Below are 24847 nucleotides of genomic sequence, written 5' to 3'. Positions count from 1 at the left end.
TGCCAACCATCAGTTTTTGGTCTCGCTAGCCTCCAACTCCCCATCCCAACCGCCGCCCAGCGCGGCAATCAACTGCACACTGGCAATCAATCGGTTCTGCAGAATCGTCAACACACTGCGCTCATTACTCAACGCAGTGGCTTGCACCACGACCACGTCGATGTAGGCAATCAGCCCGGCCTTGTACTGGTTTTCCGTAAGGCGCAAGGAATCGCGGGCAGCATCGAGGGCTTCCTGGCGCACCGCCGCTTCGTCCTCATACACCTTGAGCTGCACCAGATAGTTTTCCACTTCGCGGAAACCGTCGAGCACGGTCTGCCGGTACTTGGCGACCGTCTGGTCGTACACCGCTTCAGTGCGGTCGACTTCCGCCGAGCGGATACCGCCGTCGAACAGCGGCAAGGCCAGTTTTGGTCCGACGGACCAGAAGCGGTTCGGCAAACTGATCAGGTTTTGTGAAGTACTGCTGCTGTAGCCACCGCTCAGGCTCAGGGACAGGTCAGGGTAATACGCCGCTTTCGCCACACCGATGTTGGCGTTGGCGGCGATCACCGAGCGCTCGGCCGAGGCGATGTCCGGACGCCGCTCCAGCAACTGCGACGGCAGGCTCAACGGCACCTGCGGCAAGTTCGGGATGGTCTGGGTTTCGGCGATATTGAAGTCCGCAGGCGCCTGACCGGTCAGCACGGCAATGGCGTTCTCGAATTGCGCACGCTGCCAGATCAGATCGACCAGATCAGCCTGGGTGCTTTTCAGTTGCGTCTGCGCCTGCGCCACCGCGTCACGCCCGGACACGCCGGCACGGTATTGGTTCTGGGTCATTTTCAGCGAGCGCTCATACGCAGCAACCGTCGCTTCGAGTAAACGCTTCTGCTGATCGATCACCCGTAGCTGCAGGTAGTTCTGCACCAACTCCGACTGCTGACTCAAACGCATCGCGGCCAGATCGGCGAAACTCGCCTGTGCACTGGCCTGATCGGCCTCAAGACCACGACGCAACTTGCCCCAAACATCGGCCTCCCAACTCACTCCCAGCTCAGCACTGTAAGTGTCGCGGATACCGCTGGAAGAACTGCTCAGACTCGAACTGCTGCTGCCGGTGCCCTGGCTGGAGCGAGTCTTGCCCAGGCTGAGGTCGACACTCGGGTAAAACGCGCCACGCGCACTGCGCACCAAAGCCTGGGCCTGGCGGTATTGGGCTTCCGATTGCGCGACGGTCTGGTTGGAACTGTTGAGTTTTTCGATCAGCCCGTTGAGTTGCTGATCGCCATACAACTCCCACCACGCGCCACGCGCCAGCGAATCGCTCGGGTTGGCTTGACGCCAGCCTTCAGCTTCCTTGTATTGAGCGACTTCGACCGTCTGCGGACGCTGGTAGTCCGGGCCGACGGCGCAGGCACTGAGCATTGCCACGCACAGCGACAGGCTCAACAGACGCGAGCCGCGAACAGTGGCCAGATGGATAAGCGAACGGTCAGTCATAGCGGAGTTTCCAGAGCAGCGTCAGTACGCACGCCACGCCATTTGTTGAAACGATGGCGAAGCTTGTCGAGATAGAGGTAGACCACCGGGGTGGTGTAAAGCGTCAGCACTTGGCTGAAAACCAGCCCGCCGATGATGGTCAGGCCCAGCGGCTGGCGCATTTCCGCGCCTTCGGCCCGGCTGAGCAGTAACGGCAAGGCACCGAGAATCGCCGCCAGTGTGGTCATCAGAATGGGTCGCAGACGTTGCAGACAGGCGCTGCGGATCGATTCCAGCGGCGACATGCCCTGATGACGCTCCAGTTGCAGTGCGAGGTCGATCATCAGGATCGCGTTTTTCTTCACCACGCCGATCAGCAGAAACAGCCCGAGCAGTGAGATCAGGCTGAATTCGCCACCCAGCGCATAGATCGACAGCAATGCGCCGACACCGGCCGACGGCAGCGTCGACAGAATCGTCAGCGGATGAATGTAGCTTTCATACAGAACGCCCAATACCAGATACACCGCCAGCAGCGCGCCGAGAATCATGAACGGCTGGCTCTTCTGGGTCGCGGCGAAAGCATCGGCAGTACCGGCCATTTTCGCGATCACGTCTTCCGGCAAGCCGAGCTTGGCAATCGCCCGCTCGATGGCGGCACTGCCCTGCTCTACCGTCACGCCTTCAGCCATGTCGAAAGAAATATCTTCCGAGGCGAACTGACCTTCGTGGCTGACGCGATCGTCCTCCAGGCTGCTCTCATAGTGAGCGATGGTCGATAGCGGAATCCGTGCGCCGTCGGCGGTGATCACCTGGACCTGCTTGAGGGTAATCGGATCCTGGGCGTATTTCGGATTGACCTCCATCACCACTTGGTACTGGTTCAGGCTGTCGTAGATCGTCGAAATCTGCCGCTGGCTGTAAGCGTTGTTCAGCACCGCCGTGACCATGTCCATGTCGACACCCAGGCGTTTGGCCTGATCGCGGTCGACAATCAACGTCACCTGCTGCGCGCCTTTGCCTTCACGGGCATCAATGGCCGTCAACTCCGGCAAAGCCCGCAGCGCGGCGACCACTTTCGGATACCACTCACGCAACTCGCCAAGATCACCGCTTTGCAGGATGTAGCTGTACTGCGAAGTGGTCTGCTCGCGGCCACCGCCGAATTGCAGATCCTGATCCGCCATCAGCATCAGCTGCGCACCGGGCACCTTGGGCATTTCCTTGCGCAAACGCTCGATGACTTTTTGCGCCGACAACTGGCGATCCTTGATCGGCTTCAGGCGCACCAGCATGAAGGCGTTGTTGGTGCCGTTGCTGCCACCAATGAACCCGGCGACACTTTCCACCGCTTCGTCCTTGAGCACGGCGCGGCGGAAGGTTTCCATTTTCGGCTGCATCACGCTGAACGACAGACCGTCGTCACCGCGCACAAAACCAATCAACTGGCCGGTGTCCTGTTGCGGCATGAAGGTTTTCGGCACGACCACGTAGAGCGCAACGTTGACGCCAACGGTGATGAACAGACTCAGCAACGTCAGGCGGCGGTGGCGCAGCACCCAGTCGAGGCTGGTGGCGTACTTGGCCACCATCCAGTCATTGGTCTTGCGGCTCCAGCGTTGCAGACGGTTTTCCTGCCCTGGCGTGTGCGGCTTGAGCCAGCGCGCGCAGAGCATCGGCGTCAGCGTCAGCGAAACCACCAGCGACACCACGATGGCCGCAGCCAGCGTGATGGAGAATTCGCGGAACAAACTCTCGACAATCCCGCCCATAAACAGAATCGACAGGAACACAGCGACCAGCGAGACGTTCATCGACAGGAGCGTGAAGCCGACTTCCTTGGCCCCCAGATACGCGGCCTGCATGGGTTTGACGCCCTCGTCGATGTGCCGGGAAATGTTCTCCAGCACCACAATGGCATCGTCCACCACCAGACCGGTGGCGAGAATCAGCGCCATCAGTGACAGGTTGTTCAGTGAGAAGCCATAGAGGTACATCACCGCGAACGTACCGACCAGCGACACCGGCACCGCCAAGGTCGGAATCAGTGAGGCGCGGAAGTTACCGAGAAACAGGAACACCACCAGAATCACCAGTACCACGGCGATCAACAGGGTCATCTCGGCTTCGTGCAACGTTGCCTTGATCACCGGCGAACGGTCCATCGCCAGATTCAGCTTCACGCTGGCCGGCAGCACCGCTTGCAGCGCGGGCAGTTGCGCCTTGATCTCGTTGACCGTCTCGATAATGTTGGCCCCGGCCTGGCGGTTGATCACCAGCAGCACCGCCGCGTCGTCATTGAAGAAGCCGCTGTTGTAGCGGTCTTCGACGCCGTCGCTGACCTTGGCCACGTCCTTCAGGCGCAACGCGGCACCATCGGCGTAATGGATGATCAGCGACTCGTAATCCTTGGCTTTCTCCAACTGGTCGTTGGCCTGGATCTGCCACAAGCGCTGGCTGTCCTCGACCGAGCCCTTGGGCCGGCGCACGTTGGCATCGGCGATGGTCTTGCGCACATCATCGAGCGCCACGCCGTACTGGTTCAGGGCCTGCGGTTCGAGTTCGATACGCACGGCCGGCAACGAACTGCCGCCGATCTGCACCTCACCGACCCCCTGCACCTGCGACAGACTCTGCGACAGGATGGTCGACGCCAAGTCGTAGAGTTGACCCTTTTCCAGCACATCCGAGGTCAACGACAGCACCATGATCGGTGCCTGCGACGGGTTGACCTTCTTGTAGGTCGGCATGCTGCGCATTCCGCTCGGCAGCAGGTTGCGCGAAGCGTTGATAGCTGCCTGTACTTCCCGCGCCGCGCCGTTGATGTCGCGGTCGAGGTCAAATTGCAGAATGACCCGGGTTGAACCCTGGCTGGAGCGGCTGCTCATGGTGTTGACGCCGGCAATCGCGCCGAACGAACGCTCCAGCGGCGTGGCCACCGTGGACGCCATGACCTCCGGGCTGGCGCCGGGCAGGCTCGCCTGCACGACGATGACCGGGAAGTCCATTTGCGGCAACGGCGAAACCGGTAGCAGACCGAAGCTGACACCGCCCAGCAGCATGATCGCCAGGCTCAGGAGCATGGTTGCTACCGGGCGTTTGATGAAAGGACCCGACAGATTCATCGAACGCAGTCCCCGCCATCGCACCGCTTCACTGCAGGCTCGCTCCTACAGGTTTTGCGCTGGGTCATACCGGCACCTCTTCGGTGTCGGCATTGGTTTTGCCAAAGCGACGGCCCAAACGGTCGAAGTACAGGTAAATCACCGGCGTGGTGAACAGGGTCAACACCTGACTCACCAGCAAACCGCCGACCATGACCAGACCCAGTGGCTGACGCAACTCAGCCCCGGAACCGGTAGCGAGCATCAACGGCACCGCACCGAACAATGCGGCCAGCGTGGTCATCAGGATCGGTCGGAAACGCAGGAGCGCTGCCTGATAGATCGCCTCCTCCGGCGCCATACCCTGATTGCGTTCGGCATCAAGTGCGAAGTCGATCATCATGATCGCGTTTTTCTTGACGATCCCGATCAAGAGGATGATGCCGATGATCGCGATCATGCCCAGGTCATTGCCGCTGAGTAGCAATGCCAGCAAGGCGCCAACCGCCGCCGATGGCAGAGTCGAGAGAATGGTGATCGGGTGGATGTAGCTCTCGTAGAGCACGCCGAGCACGATGTACATGGTCACCACCGCCGCCAGAATCAGCAGCAAGGTGCTCGACAGCGAAGCCTGGAACGCTTCGGCGGCGCCCTGGAACTGGGTCTGCACGCCGACCGGCATGCCGATGTCTTTCTGTACCTGCTCGATGATGTCCACCGCATGCCCCAGCGCCACGCCCGGCGCCAGGTTGAACGACATCATCACGGCCGGGAACTGACCGATATGAGTGATCGCCAGCTGCGCCTGGCGTTCCTCGACATGCGCCAGACTCGACAACCGCACCTGCGCGCCATCCGTGGTTTTAACGTGAATTTGATCCAGCGCCTGCGGGCCGATCTTTTCGCCGGCCTGGGCTTGCAGCACCACGCGGTACTGGCTGGCCTGGGTGTAGATGGTCGAAATCTGCCGCTGACCGAAGGCGTCGTACAGCGCATCGGTGATGTTCGCCACCGATACGCCGAGGCGCGAGGCGGCATCGCGATCGATCACCAGATAGACCTGCAAGCCCTTGTCCTGCAAATCACTGGCCACGTCGGTCAGTTCCGGGCGCTGTGCCAGCGCTTCGACCAACCGCCCGCTCCACTGGCTGAGCAGTTCTGAATCCGGCGACGACATGCTGAACTGGTATTGAGTACGGCTGACGCGGTCTTCGATGGTCAGGTCCTGCACCGGTTGCATGAACAGACGGATACCGACCAGTTTGTCCAGTTGCGGTTGCAGCCGCGCAATGACCTCGGTGGCGCTGAGATCACGCTCGCCATGGGGCTTGAGGTTGATCAGCAGGCGGCCGCTGTTGAGCGTGGCGTTGTCACCATCGACGCCGATGTAGGACGACAGGCTTTGCACTGCCGGGTCTTCAAGAATGACCTTGGCCAATGCCTGCTGACGCTCGCCCATGGCGGCGAAGGAAATCGACTGCGGCGCTTCGGAAATGCCCTGAATCACCCCGGTATCCTGCACCGGGAAGAAGCCTTTGGGTACGACCATATAAAGGAACACGGTCAGCGCCAGTGTGCCAATGGCCACCACCAGCGTCAGCGGTTGATGCTTGAGCACCCACTGCAATCCGCGTCCATATTTGGCAATCATCCAGTCGATAAACGCGCCGCTGGCCCGGTAGAAGCGACCCTGTTCGTGTTCTTCGGGTTCGCGCTTGAGCAGACGCGCGCACATCATCGGCGTCAGGGTCAGCGACACCACGAGAGAAATAAGGATCGCCACCGCCAGGGTAATGGCGAATTCGCGGAACAGGCGTCCGACCACGTCGGCCATGAACAACAGCGGGATCAGCACCGCGATCAGTGACAAGGTCAGGGAGATCAGGGTGAAGCCGATCTGCTTGGCGCCCTTCAGCGCGGCCTGCATCGGGCTGTCGCCCTCTTCAATGAAGCGCGAGATGTTCTCCAGCATCACAATCGCATCGTCGACCACAAAACCGGTGGCGATGGTCAACGCCATCAAGGTCAGGTTATTCACCGAGAACCCGGCAAGGTACATCACGCCGAAGGTGCCGATCAGCGACAGCGGCACGGCCACCGACGGAATGATTGTCGCGCTGGCACGGCGCAGGAACAGGAAGGTCACCATCACCACCAGCGCGATGGCGATCAGCAGTTCGTGTTGTACGTCTGTGACCGAAGCACGAATGGTCTGTGTGCGGTCGGTCAGCACGGTGACATCGAGACCGGCCGGCAGGTTGTCGGTGATGCTCGGCAGCAAGGCTTTGATCCGGTCGACCACCTCAATCACGTTGGCGCCAGGTTGACGCTGAATGTTGAGCAAAACCGCCTGATTCTGGTTGGCCCACGCGGCGAGACGTTCGTTCTCGGCACCGTCGACGATCTCCGCGACATCCTTGAGCCGTAGCGGTGCGCCATTCTTGTAGGCGAGGATCAGGTTGGCGTAGTCCTTGGGCGACGTCAGCTGATCGTTGGCGTCGAGCATCGATACCCGCGTCGGGCCGTCGAAGTTCCCCTTCGGCTGGTTGACGTTGGAGGCGCCGATCAACGTGCGCACGTCGGACAGGTTCAAGCTGTTGGCGGCAAGGGCTTCAGGGTTGACCTTGATCCGTACCGCCTGACGCTGGCCGCCGGCGATGCTGACCATGCCGACGCCACTGATCTGGGCGATTTTCTGCGCCATGCGCGTATCGACCAGATCATTGAGTTTGGGCAGGAGCATGGTTTTCGAAGTGATCGCCAAGGTCAGCACCGGGGTGTCCGCCGGGTTGACCTTGTTGTACACCGGCGGCGCCGGCAAGTCGGTCGGCAACAGGTTGGTCGCAGCGTTGATCGCGGCCTGCACCTGTTGTTCGGCGACGTCCATGTTGATATCGAGGCTGAACCGCAGGGTCAGCACCGAAGCACCGCCGGAACTGGTCGAGGCCATTTGTGTCAGGCCCGGCATCTGCCCGAACTGGCGCTCAAGCGGCGCGGTGACGGCACTGGTCATCACGTCCGGGCTGGCACCGGGATACAGGGTCATGACACGGATGGTCGGGTAATCGACCTGAGGTAACGCCGACACTGGCAACAAGCGATAAGCGATCAGACCAGCCAGGATAATGGCCAGCATGCTCAGGGTGGTGGCTACCGGACGGAGGATGAACAGCCGCGAAATGTTCATGCGCCCTTCTTGGCCTTGTCGGTGACAGCGGCGTCAGTCGGAGTGGCGGCGGACTTGCCTTGCAGGTGTTCGGTCGGCGTGGTCGGTACCTGGTTGCTGTCGTTGACCACTTCCACTTCGCTGCCTTCTTTGAGGCGGTCGGTGCCTTCCAGCACCACGCGCTCGCCAGCGGCCAGGCCTTCGGTGATCACGGTGTTTTCACCGTCACTGGCGCCGATCTTCAACTGGCGGATAGTGACTTTCTTGTCGCCTTCCAGCGCGTAGACGAACGTGCCATTGGTGCCGAACTGAATGGCGGCGGACGGTGCCAGCACCACGCCTTTGAGGGTGTCGGCCAGCAGGTGTACGTTGACGAACTGATTGGGGAACAGCGACTGATCGCGGTTTTCGTAACGCGCCTTGAATTTCAAGGTGCCGGTGGCCACATCGATCTGGTTGTCGAGGCTTTGCAGTACGCCTGTGGCTTGCAGTTTGCTGTCGCCGCGATCCCAGGCTTCGGCCGGCAGTTTGGCGCCGCTGCGATACCGGGCCAGCACGGTTTCGAGGCTGTTTTCCGGCAGGGTAAATGCGACGCTGATCGGCTGCGTCTGGGTAATCACCGCGATGAACGTGGTGTCATTGGCCGTTACAAGGTTGCCCACGTCGACCTGACGCAGACCGACACGACCGGCAATCGGAGCGCGGATCTTGGTGAATTCGAGATTGAGCTTGGCGTCGTTGACCGCCGCCTGATTGGTCTTGACCGTTCCCAGATATTGGCCGACCAGCGCTTCGGCGGTGTCCAGAGTCTGTTTGGCGATGCTGTCTTCCTTGTACAACCCGCGATAACGCTCGACATCGACCTGCGCGTTTTTCAGTTGCGCCTGATTTTGCAGCAAGGTGCCTTCAGCCTGGAGCAAGGCGTTCTGGTAGGGGCGCGGATCGATCTCCGCCAGCAGGTCGCCGGCCTTGACCATTTGGCCCTCTTCGAAATGGATCTTCACCAATTCGCCGCCAACCCGGCTGCGCACGTTGATGGTGTTGAGTGCGGTCACGGTGCCCAGCGCCTTGTAATACAGCGGGAAGTCGCCCGTGACGGCCGGCGCCACCCGCACCGGAATCGGCCCGGTGCCGCCACCGAAGCCCGGTCGCATCATCCCCGAACGCCCGGTATGCCCGGCCGCGGCCTTGTCGGCGCTCTCTTTCTGGGCTGAACCGGCAGGCCAGAATTTCCAGCACAGGACGGCGATCACCAACAAGACAAGCAGGCTGATCAGCCAGCGACGGGAATTACGGGAGGACGATTGCATGGAGTGATTAACCATTGGGCGCGTGGGCTTCTTTTACGGGAGGCTGAACGATAAGCACTGATGGGAATTAAGCAAAGCAGCTTTACCGGCTATTTACCTTCAACTTACGTTTCAAGGTGTGTGAGGCAAAACACTGATACACAAATGAAAACGGCCTGGACAGGGCCAGGCCGTTAACAATTGTAAAAGTGCTTACTTGAGAACGGACAGCGCCGCTTCGTAGTTAGGCTCTTCGGCAATTTCCTTGACCAGTTCGCTGTGCAGGACGTTGTCGTTTTCGTCCAGCACCACCACGGCACGGGCGGTCAGGCCTTTCAGTGGGCCGTCAGCAATGGCCACGCCGTAGTTCTCGATGAACTCGGTGCCACGCAGGGTCGACAGGTTCTGGACGTTCTCCAGACCTTCGGCACCGCAGAAACGAGCTTGGGCGAACGGCAGGTCAGCCGAGATGCACAGCACCACGGTGTTGCTGATGTCGTTGGCCTGAGCGTTGAACTTGCGCACGGAGGTGGCGCAGGTCGGGGTGTCGACGCTTGGGAAGATGTTCAGCACTTTGCGCTTGCCGGCGAAGTCTTTCAGGGTGACGTCGGACAGATTGCCGGCAACCAGAGAAAAGGCTGGCGCCTTGGAACCGGCTTGTGGCAACTGGCCGTTGACTTGAACCGGATTGCCTTTGAGGGTGACTTGAGCCATGACTTGAGTCCTTCTGAACGTTGTTTTAGAAAATCACGCAAGGGCCGAAGTTAACCACGAAATTGTTCGACAACCTATGCCTGTACCAAAATTGTCATCTACTAGCACACAAAACTGCATACAACTCCTCTACCCGGTAGAAGCTGCCGCAGGCTGCGATCTTTTGATTTTGCCTTTTTTAAGATCAAGGTCAAAAGATCGCAGCCTGCGGCAGCTCCTACACTGGCAGTGGCTGCATTTTTTCAGCGCATCTGTCGATTAGTCGCGCGCCCATTCGACTAAGCAGTGAATCCCCCACATTCCCTGGAGTACTCACCATGCGATTCATGATCCTCGTAAAAGCCAGTGCCGATTCCGAAGCCGGCATGATGCCCAGCGAAGAGCTGCTCACCGCCATGGGCAATTTCAACGAAGAACTGACCAAGGCCGGCATTCTGGTCGCAGCCGATGGCCTGCACCCGAGCAGTAAGGGCGCGCGCGTACGATTCTCAGGAGACAAACGCACAGTCATAGACGGCCCCTTCATCGAAACCAAGGAGCTGGTGGCCGGTTATTGGATCTGGGACGTGAAGTCGAAAGAAGAAGCCATCGAGTGGGTCAAGCGCTGCCCCAACCCGATGCCGGGCTGCGAGTCGGATATCGAGATTCGGCAGATATTCTCAGCCGAGGATTTCGGCGCCGAATTCACTCCTGAGTTGCGTGAGCAGGAAGAGCGCATTCGCGAGCAAGCGAAGAAGTCCTGACGTAAACACCCTTAGATCCACCACGCCAGCCACTGGCCAAGCCTCGATTAGCTGCTAGCTTCAATCAGGCGTGCCCTAAAGGCTTGGTAAAACGGGACTACAAAACGACGGCACCTGCGTGCTGGCCTCTCTCCTATGAGTCACCAGGAAACCGAAGTCATGGTGAAGAAACTGATAATGCATACATGGCTATTGGTGGTGGCACTGATGCCTGCAATTACATTTGTCAGCTGTGGCGTCGGGACTTAAGGTCTCGATGTACGACTCGCTGTAACGGCCATGGCAGGCGATCCCAAATTCTCAGGTACTGCCTCAGGTTGTGACCGTCATCGATCACGCCTGAGGCAACACCTGGTACGTTGACTTATTTGGACTTGAGCTTGAGATAAGACTGGTTCAGATCCGATGCCCAGCCATCGATTACGTTTTTCACGTCATTAGCCTTCATGACCTGTGATTCGTTTTCCAGCGGCTTGCCGGTGCCTTTGCGCACCACCTGAGCGACCACTTTGTTGTTGCCGCCATCAAGGAACACCGCCTCGGTGGCCAAAGTGGTTTCCTGATCGCGGATGCCGCTGGCGGTGCTGACAGCCGCGGCCACCAGTGCAATCGGAATGACTTCATAGGGTTTGAGGCCTTCGGTCTTGCTGCTGACGGCGGTGATCGCCGCACGCACCACCATCACGCCAGGGCCTGGGCCGGCAGCCAATGGCAGGGATTTGCCGATCTCACGCTTGAGCGCCTGATCGTAATAGCTGGTGATGCCGTTGAGGGTTTGCTGAGGGATCTTGGTGGTGGCTTGTGGTTTTGGATAGAGCTGGGTCGGTTCGATGTAAACACTGGTGAATTTCTTCATGTCGACTTTCGGATCAATCCAGCGCATCACCTCGGCGCCGGAAGGTGACTTGGCCTCCTTGAGTTGGCTGTAGTCCTTGAGAAAACCGGAGTATTCATCGGGAGAAACAGTTTTACTGGAGCAGCCAACCACGCCAAGGCTGGCGATGCAGAGTGTGCCCATCATTACTGCTAGCTTCATGCTGTAACTCCTGTCAGAAGGCTTGAATGTGTTATTTATGGGGGGTGGTACAGGTATAGCTAAAACCCCAGCGATTGCGATTGAAAATTACAAAATTCACGCGACGTTGCGCGGCTGATCACAACCGTCATTTGACACGCGCCGACCATCCGCCAAAGCTACATCGAGCTTCTACACACGCAAGACAGTACATTCGCCTGGACGACGGAAGTCGCAATGCCCAAGCATAAAAATAAAACAGTAAAACCTGACCCTGATTCGTCCCCACTGCCGGTTCCCCATTTTTTGTTCACGGTCACCATCGGCTTGCTGTTGGCCGCCGTCGCGGGCATCGGCTGGTTTCTGTTGAACCCTGCTCCGGCGGCGGTCAAGCCGACGCCGATCAGCTCGCCCATAGTCCAGCCAGCCAAACCGCAGCCGGTCGTCGCCAGCAAACCGGCGACAATGATTGATGAGCAGCAATGCCAGGGTTGCCACTCCGAACAGGTCAAGGACTGGCAAGGCTCGCATCACCAATTGGCGATGCAGCCGGCAAATGGCGAAACCCTGCTCGGCGACTTCAACAACATCACCTTCAAGGCTGAAAGCGAGACCACGCGTTTCTCGCGCAAGGGTGACGAGTTCTGGGTCAATACGCCCGGAATCGACGGCAAGAATGCCGACTTCAAAGTCGCCTACACCTTCGGCATCGCGCCGCTACAGCAATACCTGATCGAAGTCGGCGAAGGTCGTTTGCAAGCGCTAGGTGTGGCGTGGGATACCGAGAAAAACCGCTGGTTCCACCTTTACCCCGGCCAGGGCGTGAACTTCAAGAATCCGCTGCACTGGAGCAAGCCGAGCCAGAACGCCAACTTCATGTGCGTCGAGTGCCACACTACCGGTTTCAAACGCAATTTCGATGCGTCCAGCAACACGTTCAACAGCCACTGGAGCAGCCTCGGCGTCGGTTGCCAGGCGTGTCACGGCCCGGCCTCGAATCACCTGGAGTGGACGCAGAAAAAAGGTGATCTGATTCATCGGGGCTTCGACGTCGACCTCAAGGACAAGAACGCCACCGTCGAAATTGAAACCTGCGCGCGGTGCCATGCCCGCCGTGCACCGCTGGGCGATGGCTACAGTGTCGGCAAGCGCTTGATGGACGATTACCTGCCGAGCCCCCTCACCCGCGAACTCTATGCGCTGGACGGCAAAATCAAGGATGAAGTGTTCGAACACGGCTCATTCCTACAAAGCAAGATGTTCGACAAAGGCGTGCGTTGCAGCAATTGCCATAACCCGCACAGCACGGAACTGAAAGCACCGGGTAACAAGGTGTGCCTGCAATGCCACAACACGGCCGGCAAAACCTCGGTCGAGGGTGTCGAAGGTAAAGGCCTGCAAGCGAAGAACTACGATGCCACCGAGCACACCCGCCACACCCTAGGCCAGCCGGGGTCGCAGTGCGTGGATTGCCACATGCCGGGCAAGTTCTACATGGGCAACGACTTCCGCCATGACCACAGCTTCAGCATTCCCAACCCGGTGCGGGCGCTGAAACTCGGTACGCCGGATGCCTGTCTGACCTGTCATCAAGGCAAGGCAGGTGACAAGGTCACCGCGCAGTTCAAGTTGTGGAACGCGTCCAGCGAACCGCAGCCACCGCGTTATGACGAAAGTCTGTGGCTGATCCGCAACGGCCAGCCCGGTGCGGCCAGCGCGCTGTTTGAACAGTTGCAGCGCGCCAACCTGCCGGCGATACAACGGGCGACGCTGCTCGCGGAATTGCCGCTGTACCCGAGTGAGCAGGCGTTGAAACTGGCGACGCAGGACCTGAAAAATCCGGCGCCGCAGGTTCGTGAAAGTGCCACGCGCGTGATCAGCGCGTTTTTGCCGCCAGAGCAGCGCGCGAAGCTGTTGTCGCCGCTATTGGCTGATCCGGTGAAAGCCGTGCGCATTGTTGCTGCACGGGATCTGCTGAGTGTCGCCCTTAAGCAGGGTCTGGGCGCGGCGCAGGCCCATTGGGACGCGGCGATTGCCGAATACGAGGCGGTACAGAAAAGCCTGGCGGAACGCGCCGAGGCCAATCTGAATCTGGCGATGCTCTATCAGGCCAGTGGTCGCGGTTCGGAGGTGGAAGGCTTGCTGCGCACGGCGCTCAAACGCGACCCGGATTTCTACCCGGCACTGGTCACGCTGGTGCAATGGCTGGAGGCCAATGGTCGCGTCCCCGAGGCGCAAAAGTTGTTGGATGACAGCCTCAAGCAGCACCCGGACGCCGCGTTGTTACAGCACACTCACGGCCTTTCGCTGATCCGCGCCGGCAAGACCGCCGAAGCCATGTCACCGCTGAAAAAAGCCGCACTGCTGGAGCCGCAGAACGCGCAGTACGGTTATGTACTGGCCGTGGCGCTGCACGATACTGGCAAGGTCGACGAGGCGTGCGAGGTGCTGGAGGGATTGCTCAAGGTACAACCGGCGAACCGCAATGCGCGGTTGTCGCTGATTCAGTACTACCTCGCCAGTGGCCAGGAGCCCAAGGCGCAGGTGCTGTTGCAGGGGTGGAGGAAGATGAATATGGGGGATCCGGCGCTGAAATAACCGCTCGGGCTGAACACAATTCCCTGTAGGAGTGAGCCTGCTCGCGATGGCGGTGTGTCAGCTACATCAATGCTGACTGATACACCGCCATCGCGAGCAGGCTCACTCCTACAGGATCGGTGCCGGACTCAAGCTCCTGGAATTACCAGGACGAAGTCTCACCACTGCGCAACGCCATCTCACGCCGACTGTTGATCCGCATCGCCTTGATCAGCGACACCGTGCCCACCAGCAAAATAGCCGCACCCAACAGGAAATCGATGTTGTACAGCTTGAAGTCCTGCACCGGCCCGATCAGCAACACCCGCACGATCGCAGCGCCCAAGAGCGTGGCGAGGAAGTCGATCCCCGGTTCATTACGATAAAACACCAGCAGCAACGGCAGGCATAACACCAACAGCAGCAACAGCACGACCACCTTGAACGACCCCTTGCGCTCGACGCTGAACGCGCATTCGTGCGGACCGTAGGCCTTGTAGTCTTCGTCGCGGATCATCGAGGTTTTCTCGTTGATGTAATCGACGCGGTTGTATTTCTGGATCGGTGTGAAGGTGTTGGACATCTCCATCAACGTGGTGATGTTCTTGAAGCGCAGGTCGATGCGCTCGCTGCCCTTGAGGTAATAGAGCACCGGTTTGTAGCCATAGCGGTAAGTGTCGAACGGAAACTCGGCGACCTGGCCCTGAACCCCGATCGGACGGGGTTCCAGTTCCGCGTAGGCACTTTTGTTGGTGGCAGAGAGGTTGCGGCTCAGTGGCTGGACCTTCACCTGCTCAAGGAAGATCGGCGTAACGCCGTAAGACCATTGCAACGGCTCCAGACGCAGGCGCAATTCGTTGCGGCTCAGGTCATAACGGTTGAAGGTGCGTTCGGAGACCACCAGCGAACCGCTGAGCATGAACTCGCCGCGCAGGTTGTTGGTGACGCGCAAGGTCAGTTGATCCTTGCCCAGCAACGCCGCTTCGCTGGTCGGCGGCGTGCCGCACCACGCGGTGCTTTCGCCAACGCCGCCAAGTTGGCCGTCACGGTTTTCCTTGAATACATAAAAGTAACTGGCCCACAGCGTCAGCATCAAAAGCAACGCGGTGAGGCCCAGGATTTTCTTGCCCGGACTCACTGATCAGACTCCCTTCTTCGGTTCCATCGGCCAGCCGAAAACCCGCTGGCGACGTGGACTCTACCAAAAGGCCACCACTGACCCAAGGGAAAATGCCCGATTCATGAGGTTTCTAGGGGTTTCCCCGGTGTACATCGAAGATCAAAAGATCGCAGCCTGCGGCAGCTCCTAAACGCGATCCACTGTAGGAGCTGCCGCAGGCTGCGATCTTTTCAAACGTCAGCGCCGACGGAACAGCGGGCGCGGTTCGATGACCGAGCGGCCGTAGAGCACGCTCATCCCGGCCAGCCCCTTCAACGCATCCTCCGCCGACTTGTCCTCACGCACCGCGAAACTGTCAAAACCACACTGGCGCATATGGCTGAGCTGATCACGCAACACATCACCAATCGCGCGCAACTCCCCTGCCCAACCGAAACGACTGCGCAGCAGATACGCCTGACTGTACGCACGGCCGTCGCGAAAACTCGGGAAGTCCAGCGCGATCAGCGGCAGCGATGCCAGCCACGGAACCAGGCTTTCCACCTCATCGTCCGGCCCCAGCCACACCGCATGGGTCGACGGTGACTCCAGCCAATGGGCCAGCGGCAGTATCAACAATCCTGAGGGCCTTGGCGTCGACGGCTCGCGCACCAGCTTCCACGGGTCATCGCTTTCAATCCGCGCCACGCCCTGCTCAAGTCGCAGCAGATTGTTCATGCCGACACCTCCGGCGCCTTGAGATAGACACGCTCCTTGAAAGGCTCCAGCCCGATACGCGCCAACGTATCGACAAACAATTCCTCGCTCTCGCGATAGCGCACGAAGGTGCCGATGATCCGCTCGATCACCTGCGGCACTTCGGCGGCGCTGAAGGACGGGCCGATGACCTTGCCCAGCGCGCTGTGCTTGCCCTGCGCGCCACCGAGGGTGATCTGGTACCACTCGCTGCCATTCTTATCGACGCCGAGAATGCCGATATTGCCAATGTGGTGATGACCGCAAGCATTCATGCAGCCGGAGATGTTCAGACTGATGTCGCCCAGGTCATGCAGGTAATCGAGATTGTCGAAGCGCGCCTGAATTGCCTGGGTAATCGGGATCGACTTGGCGTTGGCCAAGGCACAGAAATCGCCTCCCGGGCAGGCAATGATGTCGGTCAACAAGCCGACGTTGGCCGTTCCCAGGTTTAGCTCACACGCTAATTTCCACAGCGCATACAGATTGGCTTTCGGCACATCGGGCAGGACGATGTTCTGTTCATGGGCGATGCGAATCTCGCCGAAACCGAAACGCTCAGACCAGTCAGCGACCGCCAGCATCTGCAAGCCAGTGACGTCTCCCGGCGGCGCAGCCAGGCCTGGCTTGGTCGACAGCACGACGCTGGTGTAACCCGCCACTTTGTGCGGCTGCACGTTACGCGCGACCCAACGGGCGAACGCCGGGCTTTCGGCCAGGTGCGTGCCGAAATCCAGATCGGTATCGGCCAGCGTGTGATAGGTCGGCGGCGCAAAAGCGCTGGCCACCCGTTGATACTCGGCGTCGGTCAGCTGCGCCGGGCCGTCCTTAAGGTGTTGCCATTCCTCTTCGACTTCTTTGGCGAACGCCTCGATGCCCAGCGCCTTGACCAGAATCTTGATCCGCGCCTTGTACTTGTTGTCGCGCCGGCCATGGCGGTTGTACACCCGCAGCACCGCCTCGACGTAGGACAGCAGATGCTGCCACGGCAAACCTTCGCGGATCTGCAAACCAAGGATCGGCGTGCGCCCCAACCCTCCGCCGACGATCACCCGCAACAGCATTTGTCCGTCACGGCCGGGATAAAGGTAGAGGCCGATGTCATGCATCATGATCGCCGCGCGATCCTGCCTGGCCGAGCAGATGGCGATCTTGAATTTGCGCGGCAGGAACAGGAACTCCGGGTTGATCGTCGACCACTGCCGCAGGATCTCTGCGAGTGGGCGCGGGTCGATCATCTCATCCGCCGCCACCCCCGCGAACGCCTCGGTGGTGATGTTGCGCACGCAGTTGCCGGAGGTCTGGATCGCATGCATGTTGACCTGCGCAAGACGTTCGAGGATGTCCGGCACCTGGGCCAGTTCGATCCAGTTGAATTGCATGTTCTGCCGCGTTGTGAAGTGCCCGTAGCCGCGATCATAGTCAGTGGCGATGCTAGCCAGCGTGCGCATCTGCTCGGCGCTCAAGGTGCCGTAGGGAATCGCCACGCGCAGCATGTACGCGTGCTTTTGCATGTACAGGCCGTTTTGCAGACGCAGCGGTAGGAACTCATCTTCACTCAACTCCCCGGCCATAAAGCGCTCGACCTGATCGCGAAATTGCGCAACGCGCTCAAACACCAGTGCGCGGTCGTAATCGTCGTATTGATACATACAGCAGCTACCCCATCAGAATTGTGCGCAATACCTGTAGGAGTGAGCCTGCTCGCGATAGCGATGTGTCAGGCAACTGAGATGTTGACTGACACATCGCTATCGCGAGCAGGCTCACTCCTACAGTTTTCTTAAGAGCACTATGACGGAGCAGCGCAGTTCGTTACAGATTCACCTGAAGCGATAAAAACCATATCAGGACGCGGCAGAACGCCGCAGGCAGCACTTCAATCTGATCCGCATAAATGAAAGATTCCTGAGCCTGTTTTGTTTCCGGCAGTGTTCCTACAGTGCAGTCCATGCCAGACCGGGTGGCCTGGCAAGACTTTGCAACCGTGGATGAACTGACCATGAGCACAGCAACAATCGGACAGGCATATAACTACAAGGTCGTCCGCCAATTCGTTATCGCGACAGTTTTCTGGGGTGTCGTCGGGATGGCGATGGGGGTATGGATCGCCTCGCAACTGGTTTGGCCAGAGATGAATCTGGACTTGCCGTGGACTACCTTCGGCCGCTTGCGACCGTTGCACACCAGCCTGGTGATTTTCGGTTTTGCCGGCAGCGCACAATTCGCCGCCAGCTACTACGCGGTGCAGCGCACCTGCCAGGTGCGACTGTATTCAGACAAACTGGCGGCGTTCACTTTCTGGGGCTGGCAATCGGTGATCGTGATCATGCTGATCACCCTGCCAATGGGTTACACCACCACCAAGGAATACGCGGAGATCGAGTTCTCCGGTGCGGTGTGGATGGCCGTGGTCTGGGTCGCTTACGCCGTGGTGTTCTTCACCACGGTGGTGCAGCGCAAGACCAGACACATCTACGTCGGCAACTGGTTCTTTGGCGCGTTCATTCTGGTGATCGCCATGCTCCACGTGGTCAATCATCTGTCGATTCCGGTGGACTGGTTCAAGTCCTACCCGGTGTATTCCGGCGCCACCGACGCCATGGTGCAGTGGTGGTACGGGCATAACGCGGTGGGTTTCTTCCTGACCACCGGGTTCCTCGGGATGATGTATTACTTCGTGCCGAAGCAGGTCAACCGGCCGGTCTATTCGTACCGGTTATCGATCGTGCATTTCTGGGCGCTGATCACTCTGTACATCTGGGCCGGCCCGCACCATTTGCACTACACCGCACTGCCGGACTGGGCGCAGTCGCTGGGCATGGCGATGTCACTGATCCTGCTGGCGCCGAGTTGGGGCGGGATGATCAACGGCATGATGACGCTCTCGGGGGCCTGGCATAAGTTGCGCACCGACCCGATTTTACGCTTCCTGGTGCTGTCGCTGGCGTTCTACGGCATGTCGACCTTCGAAGGGCCGATGATGGCGATCAAAACCGTTAACGCCCTCTCCCACTATACCGACTGGACCATCGGCCACGTTCACGCCGGGGCGTTGGGCTGGGTGGCGATGATTACTTTCGGCGCGACCTATCACATGGTGCCGAAAGTCTTCGGCCGCGAGCAGATGTACAGCACGCCGCTGATCAACCTGCACTTCTGGCTGGCGACCATCGGCACCGTGTTGTACATCGCATCGATGTGGGTCAACGGTATCACCCAAGGCCTGATGTGGCGGGCGATCAACGAGGACGGCACGCTGACTTACTCGTTTGTCGAGGCGCTGCAAGCCAGCCATCCGGGGTTCATTGTGCGCTTTGCCGGCGGGGTGTTTTTCCTCAGCGGCATGTTGTTGATGGCTTACAACGTGTGGCGCACGGTACGGGTTGCCGACGTGGCACTGGCGCGCAGTGAAGCGCAGATCGCCTGAAGCAGGGAGCCGGTCATGTTCGATATTTTCCTGAATGTGTTGGGGATGGTTTTTTTGTGGCTGGCGGTGGAGTACTGCTTGCATCATGAGACTGCCGAGAGCCTGGATGATGCGAGCCTGACGCCATTTGCCGATGATCCGGAGGTGGCGCGGCGGGTCGAACTCGCGACTGGCAAGACGGTAAAAGCAGTCGCGCCGGAAGAAACCAGACCGGGCTGGATCAACCTCGATATGTGAGCCCTCATCCCTGTAGAAACGAAGTGTTGTGGAGTGACGCGAGGTTGCGATCTTCTGATCTTGCTAAAACCGAAGTGAAAAGATCGCAATCTGCGACAGTGCTAGTGTTTGCGGCCAACCAGCCCACCCACCGACGCCCAGTTTATTGACACCGCGGCTGACCAAGTCAAATAGCTCAGGTTGCCGGTACGATTCCTGGTCGTGTCTTCAGCAACATGATCAAAGGTCGCAGCCTGCGGCAGCAACATAGAAGAGATGCGCTCAGGCGCGATCGCGGGGGATCAGACTTTGCAATTGAAGCGCCAGAAAGTCTGCATCGAACACAAACGTGTCCGGGTCCTTCAAACCATTGGTTTTGCGCCACTGCCACTCTCCCCCCGGCAATCCTGCCAGCGAAATGCTGCCGTAACGCGCCGCTGTCAATCCCATCACCGCCAGGGAAATCTGCCCCGCGCTGCCCATCACATCCGGCACGAACTCCACCGGTTTGCCAGCAATCAGGATCGTTAGCTTCTCTGTCTTGAAGGTAGAAGTTTCGACCGGAGTGCTCGGCCCGAACGCCACGTACGCCTCACGGCTGACCTCCAGCAGATGCGGTGTCTGCACCGGCTCGAGCCATTGCTCGATGTTGCCGAACAGCTCGGTAATTCGCGTAGACCATGCCGCAGATTGCGTCTCGAACAGTTGCTTCTTGTGCGCTTCGCTTTCGGCGTAATGACGAAGCATTTCGCCCAATTGTTGTACGTCGTTCATTGCTGCATTCCTCGGAGGAGCCTGCGAAGTTCGATAGTGGCAGATCGAAGTCTGCGCGTACGGCAATCGCCGGTTTCGTAGTCCTCTACCACGTCTTGATGCGACGAACGGTAGGTATTAGCCGCATTCACCTGTCAGATCTGACAGTAGGCATCCGCCCCCCCAAAGGTTCTAAATACCTCTATCCATTAATGACGCGGATCGGAGCATTCGAGATGACGCAACATATTGACGATGAAACAACGTTACAAATCGACCGGGTCAATATTCCCGGCTGCATTTGGACAGTGGAGCACCCGGAGAATCCGCACTGTGGCGTGCCACTTTCCTTGATCTCGGATGGACACATCCAACTGGTCATCGACCCCTGGGACACTCAATCCGCTTATGACTTCGCCGATGTATTGCTCAACAACTCCAATAGCTCGGCGGCCCATAAAACAATTCAGCCGGGTGAAGAGAACCAGCGATTCGATTTGCAATTGCCCGCGGATCTTTTGAATGAAGGTATCAATCAGCTTCGCTTACGGGTAAAGCGGATCAGCGGTAACGAGGAAACCTCTGAGCCACTGGTTGTGCTTTACCACACCCCCCGACCGGCCGGCGAGATCACCGGCACCGGCGACAACCCGAATCTGCTCATGACCCTTCCGGCCGATGTGATCGCCAATGGTATTGATGCCGACCGGGCAGCAATCGGAGTGGACATCACCCTCAGTTACGTTTACATGCGAGAACACGACGTCATCACGCTCGATTGTGACGGTCGAAACATATCGCATAAGGTGACCGCTGCCCAAGTTACCGCCCGCCGTGTGGTATTGACGCTCACCACCGCCAACTTTTGGCAAGACAACCCGAAGTTCGCCCTGCGTTTCAGGGTGGTCGACCAGCTCGGTAATAGCTCGGGTCCGCAGGCAATCTGGTCGAAGACCACGCTGGTTGACGTACACATCCGCAAAACTGAGCTGGATCTGCTTGCGCCCAAAGTCCTGGAAGCCAAGGACGCCAACGGCACGGTATTGAATTTTGGACGCGACTTTTATTCCGCCCAGCATGCCACCGTCGAGGTGAACTACACGGGTTCTGATATAGGGCAGAGCGTGAAGGTGTACTGGTTGGGCCGTAACAACACGTATGACAGCGAGGTTCAGACCGTGACGAGTGCCGGCCAGACCTTACAGTTTCATGTGCCGCGCTTGGAAGTGGTGGACACCCTCAGCAGCGGCGCAGAGGTGTCTTATACCGTGCGGTTACCTGGTACCGATGAAAACATCCCATCACGAGATCTGGACCTGACCGTTACAGGACAAAAACACCATCTGCCCGAACCGACGCTGAACACTGCCAAGAACAACCTGAGGGTTTACTACCCCACGCTTGAAGCCGCGTACAAAGTCCGGATCTCTTTGACCGTTGGAACGAATCGCTACGACAGTGCGGAGTTCGACATTACGCAACCGTCCTATACCAATGTTTCTGTTCCATCGAGTTGGATAACACCGAACATCGGCAAGCAGGGCCTGTTCAACTACACCCTTAAAAGAACCGGCACAAACGAGCCGATCATCTTTTCCTGGTACTTACGCGTGACCCTCTGAGCAGGTCAGAACACAGCACAACCGTCACCCATTAACGGATTGAGTCTACTGATGGCAGCAAGGACCGCGTTATGCGCCACCTGATAGCCTCAATCCTGATCATCCTTCGTGTTGCCCTACCCACCGTCGTAACCGGTAAGGCTACATTCACCTACTTTGCAGCAGAGCAGGGAATCACCCGATGAGCGTGCTCAACGCGTACTCGAACCTCCTCCCGTGTTTACTGGCAGGCGCCAGTCTGACTACGCTCAGCGTTTTTACTGCCCCTGCGCAAGCTGCTGCGCCCGTTGACAGCATCGTAGTCGCTATAGGCAAAACACCCATGGATGCGTCACCCGTTGATTTGCCACCTGGCCACCGCTCGCGACAAACCACAATGGCATCTGGAGCCGTGGCGCCCGGATGTGGGGTATGCCAAAACGCTGGAAGCCGGATGCAATCATGTCGCCCCACTGCCGGAAAAGGCACCATGACACCTGTGTGATAGATGAGCGATACAGTTGATTTGACGCTGGTATCCGTCATTGAACCAACGGAAACTCGGAGCAGGCCTGGGTCGATCCAGGCCATTGCCTGAGGAGTTTCAATGCGCACCATCGGCCTGATCGGCGGCATGAGCTGGGAGTCCAGCGCCGAATACTATCGACTCATCAATCAACAGGTTCGTGATCGTCTCGGCCCCTTGCGATCGGCACAATTGCTGATGTACAGCGTCGATTTCGGCCCGGTTGAACAAGCCCAGCACGCCGGGCGCTGGGACGATGCCGCAGTGATTCTGGTGGAGGCGGCGCGCAGGCTCGAGGCCGGCGGCGCCGAATGCGTGGTGCTGTGTACCAACACCATGCACAAGGTGGCGGAGCAGATTCAGGCGGCCATCAGCATTCCGTTTTTGCACATTGCCGAACCGGCGGCGCAAGCGGCGTTGGCGATTGATGTGCGCACCGTCGGGCTGCTCGGCACGGCGTTCACCATGGAGCAGGATTTCCTCAAGCAACGGCTGATTGCTCAGGGTTTGACGGTGTTGGTGCCGGACGAGGCCGAGCGCAAAGAGGTGCACCGGATCATTTATGACGAATTGTGTGTCGGGGTGATCAGTGAGGCTTCGCGCCAGATATACCAACGGGTGATTGAATCGCTAACCGCTCGCGGCGCCCAGGCGATCATCCTCGGCTGCACGGAAATCGGCCTGCTGATCAAAGCCGAACACAGCGCCCTGCCCCTGCTCGACACCACCGAACTGCATGCGCATTCGGCGGTGGCGTTCGCGTTGGGCGACTGAATCAGCCTTTAGGACGATTGCGCAGACGGGCCATGCTCAGGGTGTCCACCCATTGCCCGTCGCGCACCGCGTAATCGCGGAACAAGCCTTCATTTTCAAAGCCGAACTTGCGATAGAGCCCGATAGCCGCTTCGTTATCGGCGTACACCGTCAATTCGACGCGGTGCAGGTTCATCCAGTTGTCGGCGACGTCCAGCGCCGCCGCCAGCAACGTAGAGCCCACTCCCTTGCCCTGCCAGGCCAACGCCACGCCCATGCCGATGCTGCCGGCGTGGCTGCGGCGGATCCGCGAATAGTGTTCCAGGCCCAAATGGCCGATCACCTCGCCCTTATGCAACGCCACCAGTTTCACCGCCCGCTCGTTATCCGCCATCACCCTTTGACGCCAGATCTCGACAGACTGAAACGGCATCTGCAGCACTTGGCGGGCCACGGCTGGATCGTTGTACAGCGCGGTGACAGCCTCGACGTGTGATTCGTTGAAGCGTTCGATATGGATGGCGGGGTTGTGGTCGGGCATGGCGGATCCTTCCTGGATCGATGTGTGGCTGACCACTCTAAACCGCAAAGTCCGACACGCACAAACCGTAGGGGATTGCGTCAATCCTGAAACCACTCGTGGCGCTCGTTGAAGGTATGGTGGATGAGTTCGACCAGGGTTTGCACTTCAACGATGTCTTGCGAATCGGCATTCACTGCCAGCCACGCTGTCAGTTGCATCGGTTCGTTGAACAACCCCGGCAACGCTACCAGCCCACGGTCGTAGCGGCTCATGTACGCCGGCAGCAAACCGATGCACGCACTGCACCGGATCATCTCCAGCATCAGTTCGTAGGATTGCATCTGCACTACGCCCGCCAGACGTTGCTCGACCAGTTCGTTCCACGGGCGGAAGCTGTCGATCTGCCGGTCGTGTTGCCATTGCACCAGCATGAAATCCGCAAGATCTTCGGGGCTGTCCGGACGCGCGGTGACGCGGGAGTAGCGTTTGGCGATGTGCGGCAAGTAGTGAAGATTCGCCAGGGGCTGCGGTGGGTTGGTGGCGAAGGTCGGACCTGGAAGCGGCGTCTCGCCGTGGGCCAGCCAGAGGACGACGTCGGCACTGACTGCACGCAGAGACAATTCGCTGTCCAGGGCGATGATTTCCAGACGCACGCTGGCGTTGCGCCGCAGCAGCGCAATCAGGTCGCGGCCGAGGATGTCGTGAAGGATCGATTCGGCAACCGCCAGACGAATCAGCGGTTGTTCGACCACCGGCAGTTTGCGCTCATTGGCCAGTGCGACCAGTTTCGCCTGCAATTGCTGGCCTTCGCGGGTCAGGCTCAAGGCGCTGCCCTGAAAGCTGAACAGCGAATGCTGGAGTTCCTGCTCAAGTTGCGCCAGTTGTTTGCGCAGCAGGGTTGATCGAACGTTAAGGCTGCGCGCCGCTTGCATAAAGCAACCGCAGCGGGCGCTGACCAGAAAGTATTGAGCGATTTCGGTGTCGATCATCGCGGCTTGCGCCAGCCAGGGTTCACTCTCGTCCTGCGCCCAGCGAAATTCGGCGCTGCCCTGTCGTCCTGCGGGTTCGGTGAATGACATCGATGACTCCCTGTCGATCTTTGTATTTTATTGGCTTTCAGC

At 59.1% G+C, this 24847-nt stretch carries 19 protein-coding genes; 7 read left to right on the top strand and 12 right to left on the bottom strand.

The genetic code is table 11. The features are described from left to right. Positions 1-9 precede the first annotated feature (9 nt). From PSH79_RS12825 to tpx, 5 genes are all read right to left on the bottom strand, one after another. Positions 10-1482 carry an efflux transporter outer membrane subunit gene (locus PSH79_RS12825; RefSeq protein ID WP_305443428.1) on the bottom strand — a complete coding sequence of 491 codons (1473 nt, stop codon included), beginning with the start codon at positions 1480-1482 and terminating at the stop codon, positions 10-12. After that, on the bottom strand, positions 1479-4586 hold the full coding sequence (locus PSH79_RS12820) for an efflux RND transporter permease subunit (RefSeq protein ID WP_305443426.1): 3108 nt from the start codon (positions 4584-4586) through the stop codon (positions 1479-1481). Before PSH79_RS12820 ends, PSH79_RS12825 begins: the two co-directional genes overlap by 4 nt. Before the next feature lie 64 nt (positions 4587-4650). Next, positions 4651-7752 carry an MdtB/MuxB family multidrug efflux RND transporter permease subunit gene (locus PSH79_RS12815; protein WP_305443424.1) on the bottom strand — a complete coding sequence of 1034 codons (3102 nt, stop codon included), beginning with the start codon at positions 7750-7752 and terminating at the stop codon, positions 4651-4653. Continuing rightward, positions 7749-9056, bottom strand: a complete 1308-nt coding sequence (locus PSH79_RS12810; protein WP_305443421.1) for an MdtA/MuxA family multidrug efflux RND transporter periplasmic adaptor subunit — start codon at positions 9054-9056, stop codon at positions 7749-7751. Before PSH79_RS12810 ends, PSH79_RS12815 begins: the two co-directional genes overlap by 4 nt. Before the next feature lie 177 nt (positions 9057-9233). Next, positions 9234-9734 carry a thiol peroxidase gene (gene tpx / locus PSH79_RS12805; RefSeq protein WP_141129287.1) on the bottom strand — a complete coding sequence of 167 codons (501 nt, stop codon included), beginning with the start codon at positions 9732-9734 and terminating at the stop codon, positions 9234-9236. Between the two features lie 317 nt (positions 9735-10051). On the opposite strand from tpx, the gene PSH79_RS12800 reads away from it, so the two are divergent. Further along, positions 10052-10477 carry a YciI family protein gene (locus PSH79_RS12800; protein ID WP_305443418.1) on the top strand — a complete coding sequence of 142 codons (426 nt, stop codon included), beginning with the start codon at positions 10052-10054 and terminating at the stop codon, positions 10475-10477. 364 nt (positions 10478-10841) lie between these two features. On the opposite strand, the gene PSH79_RS12795 is transcribed toward PSH79_RS12800, so the two are convergent. Continuing rightward, a complete protein-coding gene (locus PSH79_RS12795; RefSeq protein WP_305443416.1) occupies positions 10842-11513 on the bottom strand; it encodes a DUF3313 domain-containing protein in 672 nt (223 codons plus the stop codon). A 216-nt stretch (positions 11514-11729) separates the two neighbouring features. Between PSH79_RS12795 and PSH79_RS12790 the strand changes: the two genes are divergently transcribed. Then, the gene (locus tag PSH79_RS12790) at positions 11730-14090 is read left to right on the top strand and encodes a tetratricopeptide repeat protein (protein WP_305443413.1); all 2361 of its coding nucleotides are present in this window, start codon (positions 11730-11732) and stop codon (positions 14088-14090) included. Positions 14091-14232: 142 nt separating this feature from the next. Here the strand turns inward: PSH79_RS12790 and PSH79_RS12785 are convergent, their stop codons facing one another. The 3 genes from PSH79_RS12785 to PSH79_RS12775 all read right to left on the bottom strand — a co-directional run bounded on the left by PSH79_RS12785 (position 14233) and on the right by PSH79_RS12775 (position 17576). Continuing rightward, positions 14233-15207 carry a hypothetical protein gene (locus tag PSH79_RS12785; RefSeq protein WP_305443411.1) on the bottom strand — a complete coding sequence of 325 codons (975 nt, stop codon included), beginning with the start codon at positions 15205-15207 and terminating at the stop codon, positions 14233-14235. Between the two features lie 219 nt (positions 15208-15426). Beyond that, the gene (locus PSH79_RS12780; protein ID WP_305443409.1) at positions 15427-15906 is read right to left on the bottom strand and encodes a DUF934 domain-containing protein; all 480 of its coding nucleotides are present in this window, start codon (positions 15904-15906) and stop codon (positions 15427-15429) included. Further along, positions 15903-17576 (bottom strand): nitrite/sulfite reductase, encoded by a 1674-nt coding sequence (locus tag PSH79_RS12775; RefSeq protein WP_305443407.1) that lies wholly within the window; start codon positions 17574-17576, stop codon positions 15903-15905. Before PSH79_RS12775 ends, PSH79_RS12780 begins: the two co-directional genes overlap by 4 nt. Before the next feature lie 350 nt (positions 17577-17926). Here PSH79_RS12775 and ccoN point away from each other — a divergent pair, with 350 nt between their 5' ends. Both ccoN and PSH79_RS12765 read left to right on the top strand, forming a co-directional pair. Beyond that, on the top strand, positions 17927-19354 hold the full coding sequence (gene ccoN, locus PSH79_RS12770) for a cytochrome-c oxidase, cbb3-type subunit I (protein WP_305443405.1): 1428 nt from the start codon (positions 17927-17929) through the stop codon (positions 19352-19354). A 15-nt stretch (positions 19355-19369) separates the two neighbouring features. Next, positions 19370-19591 (top strand): cbb3-type cytochrome c oxidase subunit 3, encoded by a 222-nt coding sequence (locus PSH79_RS12765; RefSeq protein ID WP_305443403.1) that lies wholly within the window; start codon positions 19370-19372, stop codon positions 19589-19591. A 261-nt stretch (positions 19592-19852) separates the two neighbouring features. Here PSH79_RS12765 and PSH79_RS12760 read toward each other — a convergent pair whose 3' ends face one another. Beyond that, complete coding sequence (locus PSH79_RS12760) at positions 19853-20344, bottom strand: hypothetical protein (RefSeq protein WP_305443401.1); 492 nt, start codon at positions 20342-20344, stop codon at positions 19853-19855. A 215-nt stretch (positions 20345-20559) separates the two neighbouring features. Between PSH79_RS12760 and PSH79_RS12755 the strand changes: the two genes are divergently transcribed. From PSH79_RS12755 to PSH79_RS12750, 3 genes are all read left to right on the top strand, one after another. Further along, entirely contained in the window at positions 20560-21945 is a 1386-nt protein-coding gene (locus PSH79_RS12755) for a hypothetical protein (RefSeq protein ID WP_305443398.1), read from the top strand. A gap of 326 nt (positions 21946-22271) precedes the next feature. Further along, positions 22272-22418, top strand: a complete 147-nt coding sequence (locus PSH79_RS28165) for a DUF2599 domain-containing protein (RefSeq protein WP_370872632.1) — start codon at positions 22272-22274, stop codon at positions 22416-22418. 113 nt (positions 22419-22531) lie between these two features. After that, complete coding sequence (locus PSH79_RS12750) at positions 22532-23224, top strand: aspartate/glutamate racemase family protein (RefSeq protein ID WP_305443396.1); 693 nt, start codon at positions 22532-22534, stop codon at positions 23222-23224. Between the two features lies 1 nt (position 23225). Here the strand turns inward: PSH79_RS12750 and PSH79_RS12745 are convergent, their stop codons facing one another. Further along, the gene (locus PSH79_RS12745) at positions 23226-23744 is read right to left on the bottom strand and encodes a GNAT family N-acetyltransferase (RefSeq protein ID WP_305443394.1); all 519 of its coding nucleotides are present in this window, start codon (positions 23742-23744) and stop codon (positions 23226-23228) included. Positions 23745-23824: 80 nt separating this feature from the next. Continuing rightward, the gene (locus PSH79_RS12740; RefSeq protein WP_305443392.1) at positions 23825-24805 is read right to left on the bottom strand and encodes a LysR family transcriptional regulator; all 981 of its coding nucleotides are present in this window, start codon (positions 24803-24805) and stop codon (positions 23825-23827) included. Positions 24806-24847 lie beyond the last annotated feature (42 nt).

Source organism: Pseudomonas sp. FP2196 (assembly GCF_030687715.1).
Taxonomy (GTDB): Bacteria; Pseudomonadota; Gammaproteobacteria; order Pseudomonadales; family Pseudomonadaceae; genus Aquipseudomonas.
Note: the sequence above shows the minus strand (reverse complement) of the source record. Positions and strands in the feature narration are given on the sequence as shown.

Excerpts from the sequence above, each read along its gene's own strand:
- PSH79_RS12825 (WP_305443428.1), bottom strand. The coding sequence starts at position 1,482 with ATGACTGACCGTTCGCTTATCCATCTGGCCACTGTTCGCGGCTCGCGT.
- PSH79_RS12820 (WP_305443426.1), bottom strand. The coding sequence starts at position 4,586 with ATGAATCTGTCGGGTCCTTTCATCAAACGCCCGGTAGCAACCATGCTC.
- PSH79_RS12815 (WP_305443424.1), bottom strand. The coding sequence starts at position 7,752 with ATGAACATTTCGCGGCTGTTCATCCTCCGTCCGGTAGCCACCACCCTG.
- PSH79_RS12810 (WP_305443421.1), bottom strand. The coding sequence starts at position 9,056 with ATGGTTAATCACTCCATGCAATCGTCCTCCCGTAATTCCCGTCGCTGG.
- tpx (WP_141129287.1), bottom strand. The coding sequence starts at position 9,734 with ATGGCTCAAGTCACCCTCAAAGGCAATCCGGTTCAAGTCAACGGCCAG.
- PSH79_RS12800 (WP_305443418.1), top strand. The coding sequence starts at position 10,052 with ATGCGATTCATGATCCTCGTAAAAGCCAGTGCCGATTCCGAAGCCGGC.
- PSH79_RS12795 (WP_305443416.1), bottom strand. The coding sequence starts at position 11,513 with ATGAAGCTAGCAGTAATGATGGGCACACTCTGCATCGCCAGCCTTGGC.
- PSH79_RS12790 (WP_305443413.1), top strand. The coding sequence starts at position 11,730 with ATGCCCAAGCATAAAAATAAAACAGTAAAACCTGACCCTGATTCGTCC.
- PSH79_RS12780 (WP_305443409.1), bottom strand. The coding sequence starts at position 15,906 with ATGAACAATCTGCTGCGACTTGAGCAGGGCGTGGCGCGGATTGAAAGC.
- PSH79_RS12775 (WP_305443407.1), bottom strand. The coding sequence starts at position 17,576 with ATGTATCAATACGACGATTACGACCGCGCACTGGTGTTTGAGCGCGTT.
- ccoN (WP_305443405.1), top strand. The coding sequence starts at position 17,927 with ATGAGCACAGCAACAATCGGACAGGCATATAACTACAAGGTCGTCCGC.
- PSH79_RS12765 (WP_305443403.1), top strand. The coding sequence starts at position 19,370 with ATGTTCGATATTTTCCTGAATGTGTTGGGGATGGTTTTTTTGTGGCTG.
- PSH79_RS12760 (WP_305443401.1), bottom strand. The coding sequence starts at position 20,344 with ATGAACGACGTACAACAATTGGGCGAAATGCTTCGTCATTACGCCGAA.
- PSH79_RS12755 (WP_305443398.1), top strand. The coding sequence starts at position 20,560 with ATGACGCAACATATTGACGATGAAACAACGTTACAAATCGACCGGGTC.
- PSH79_RS28165 (WP_370872632.1), top strand. The coding sequence starts at position 22,272 with ATGCGTCACCCGTTGATTTGCCACCTGGCCACCGCTCGCGACAAACCA.
- PSH79_RS12750 (WP_305443396.1), top strand. The coding sequence starts at position 22,532 with ATGCGCACCATCGGCCTGATCGGCGGCATGAGCTGGGAGTCCAGCGCC.
- PSH79_RS12745 (WP_305443394.1), bottom strand. The coding sequence starts at position 23,744 with ATGCCCGACCACAACCCCGCCATCCATATCGAACGCTTCAACGAATCA.
- PSH79_RS12740 (WP_305443392.1), bottom strand. The coding sequence starts at position 24,805 with ATGTCATTCACCGAACCCGCAGGACGACAGGGCAGCGCCGAATTTCGC.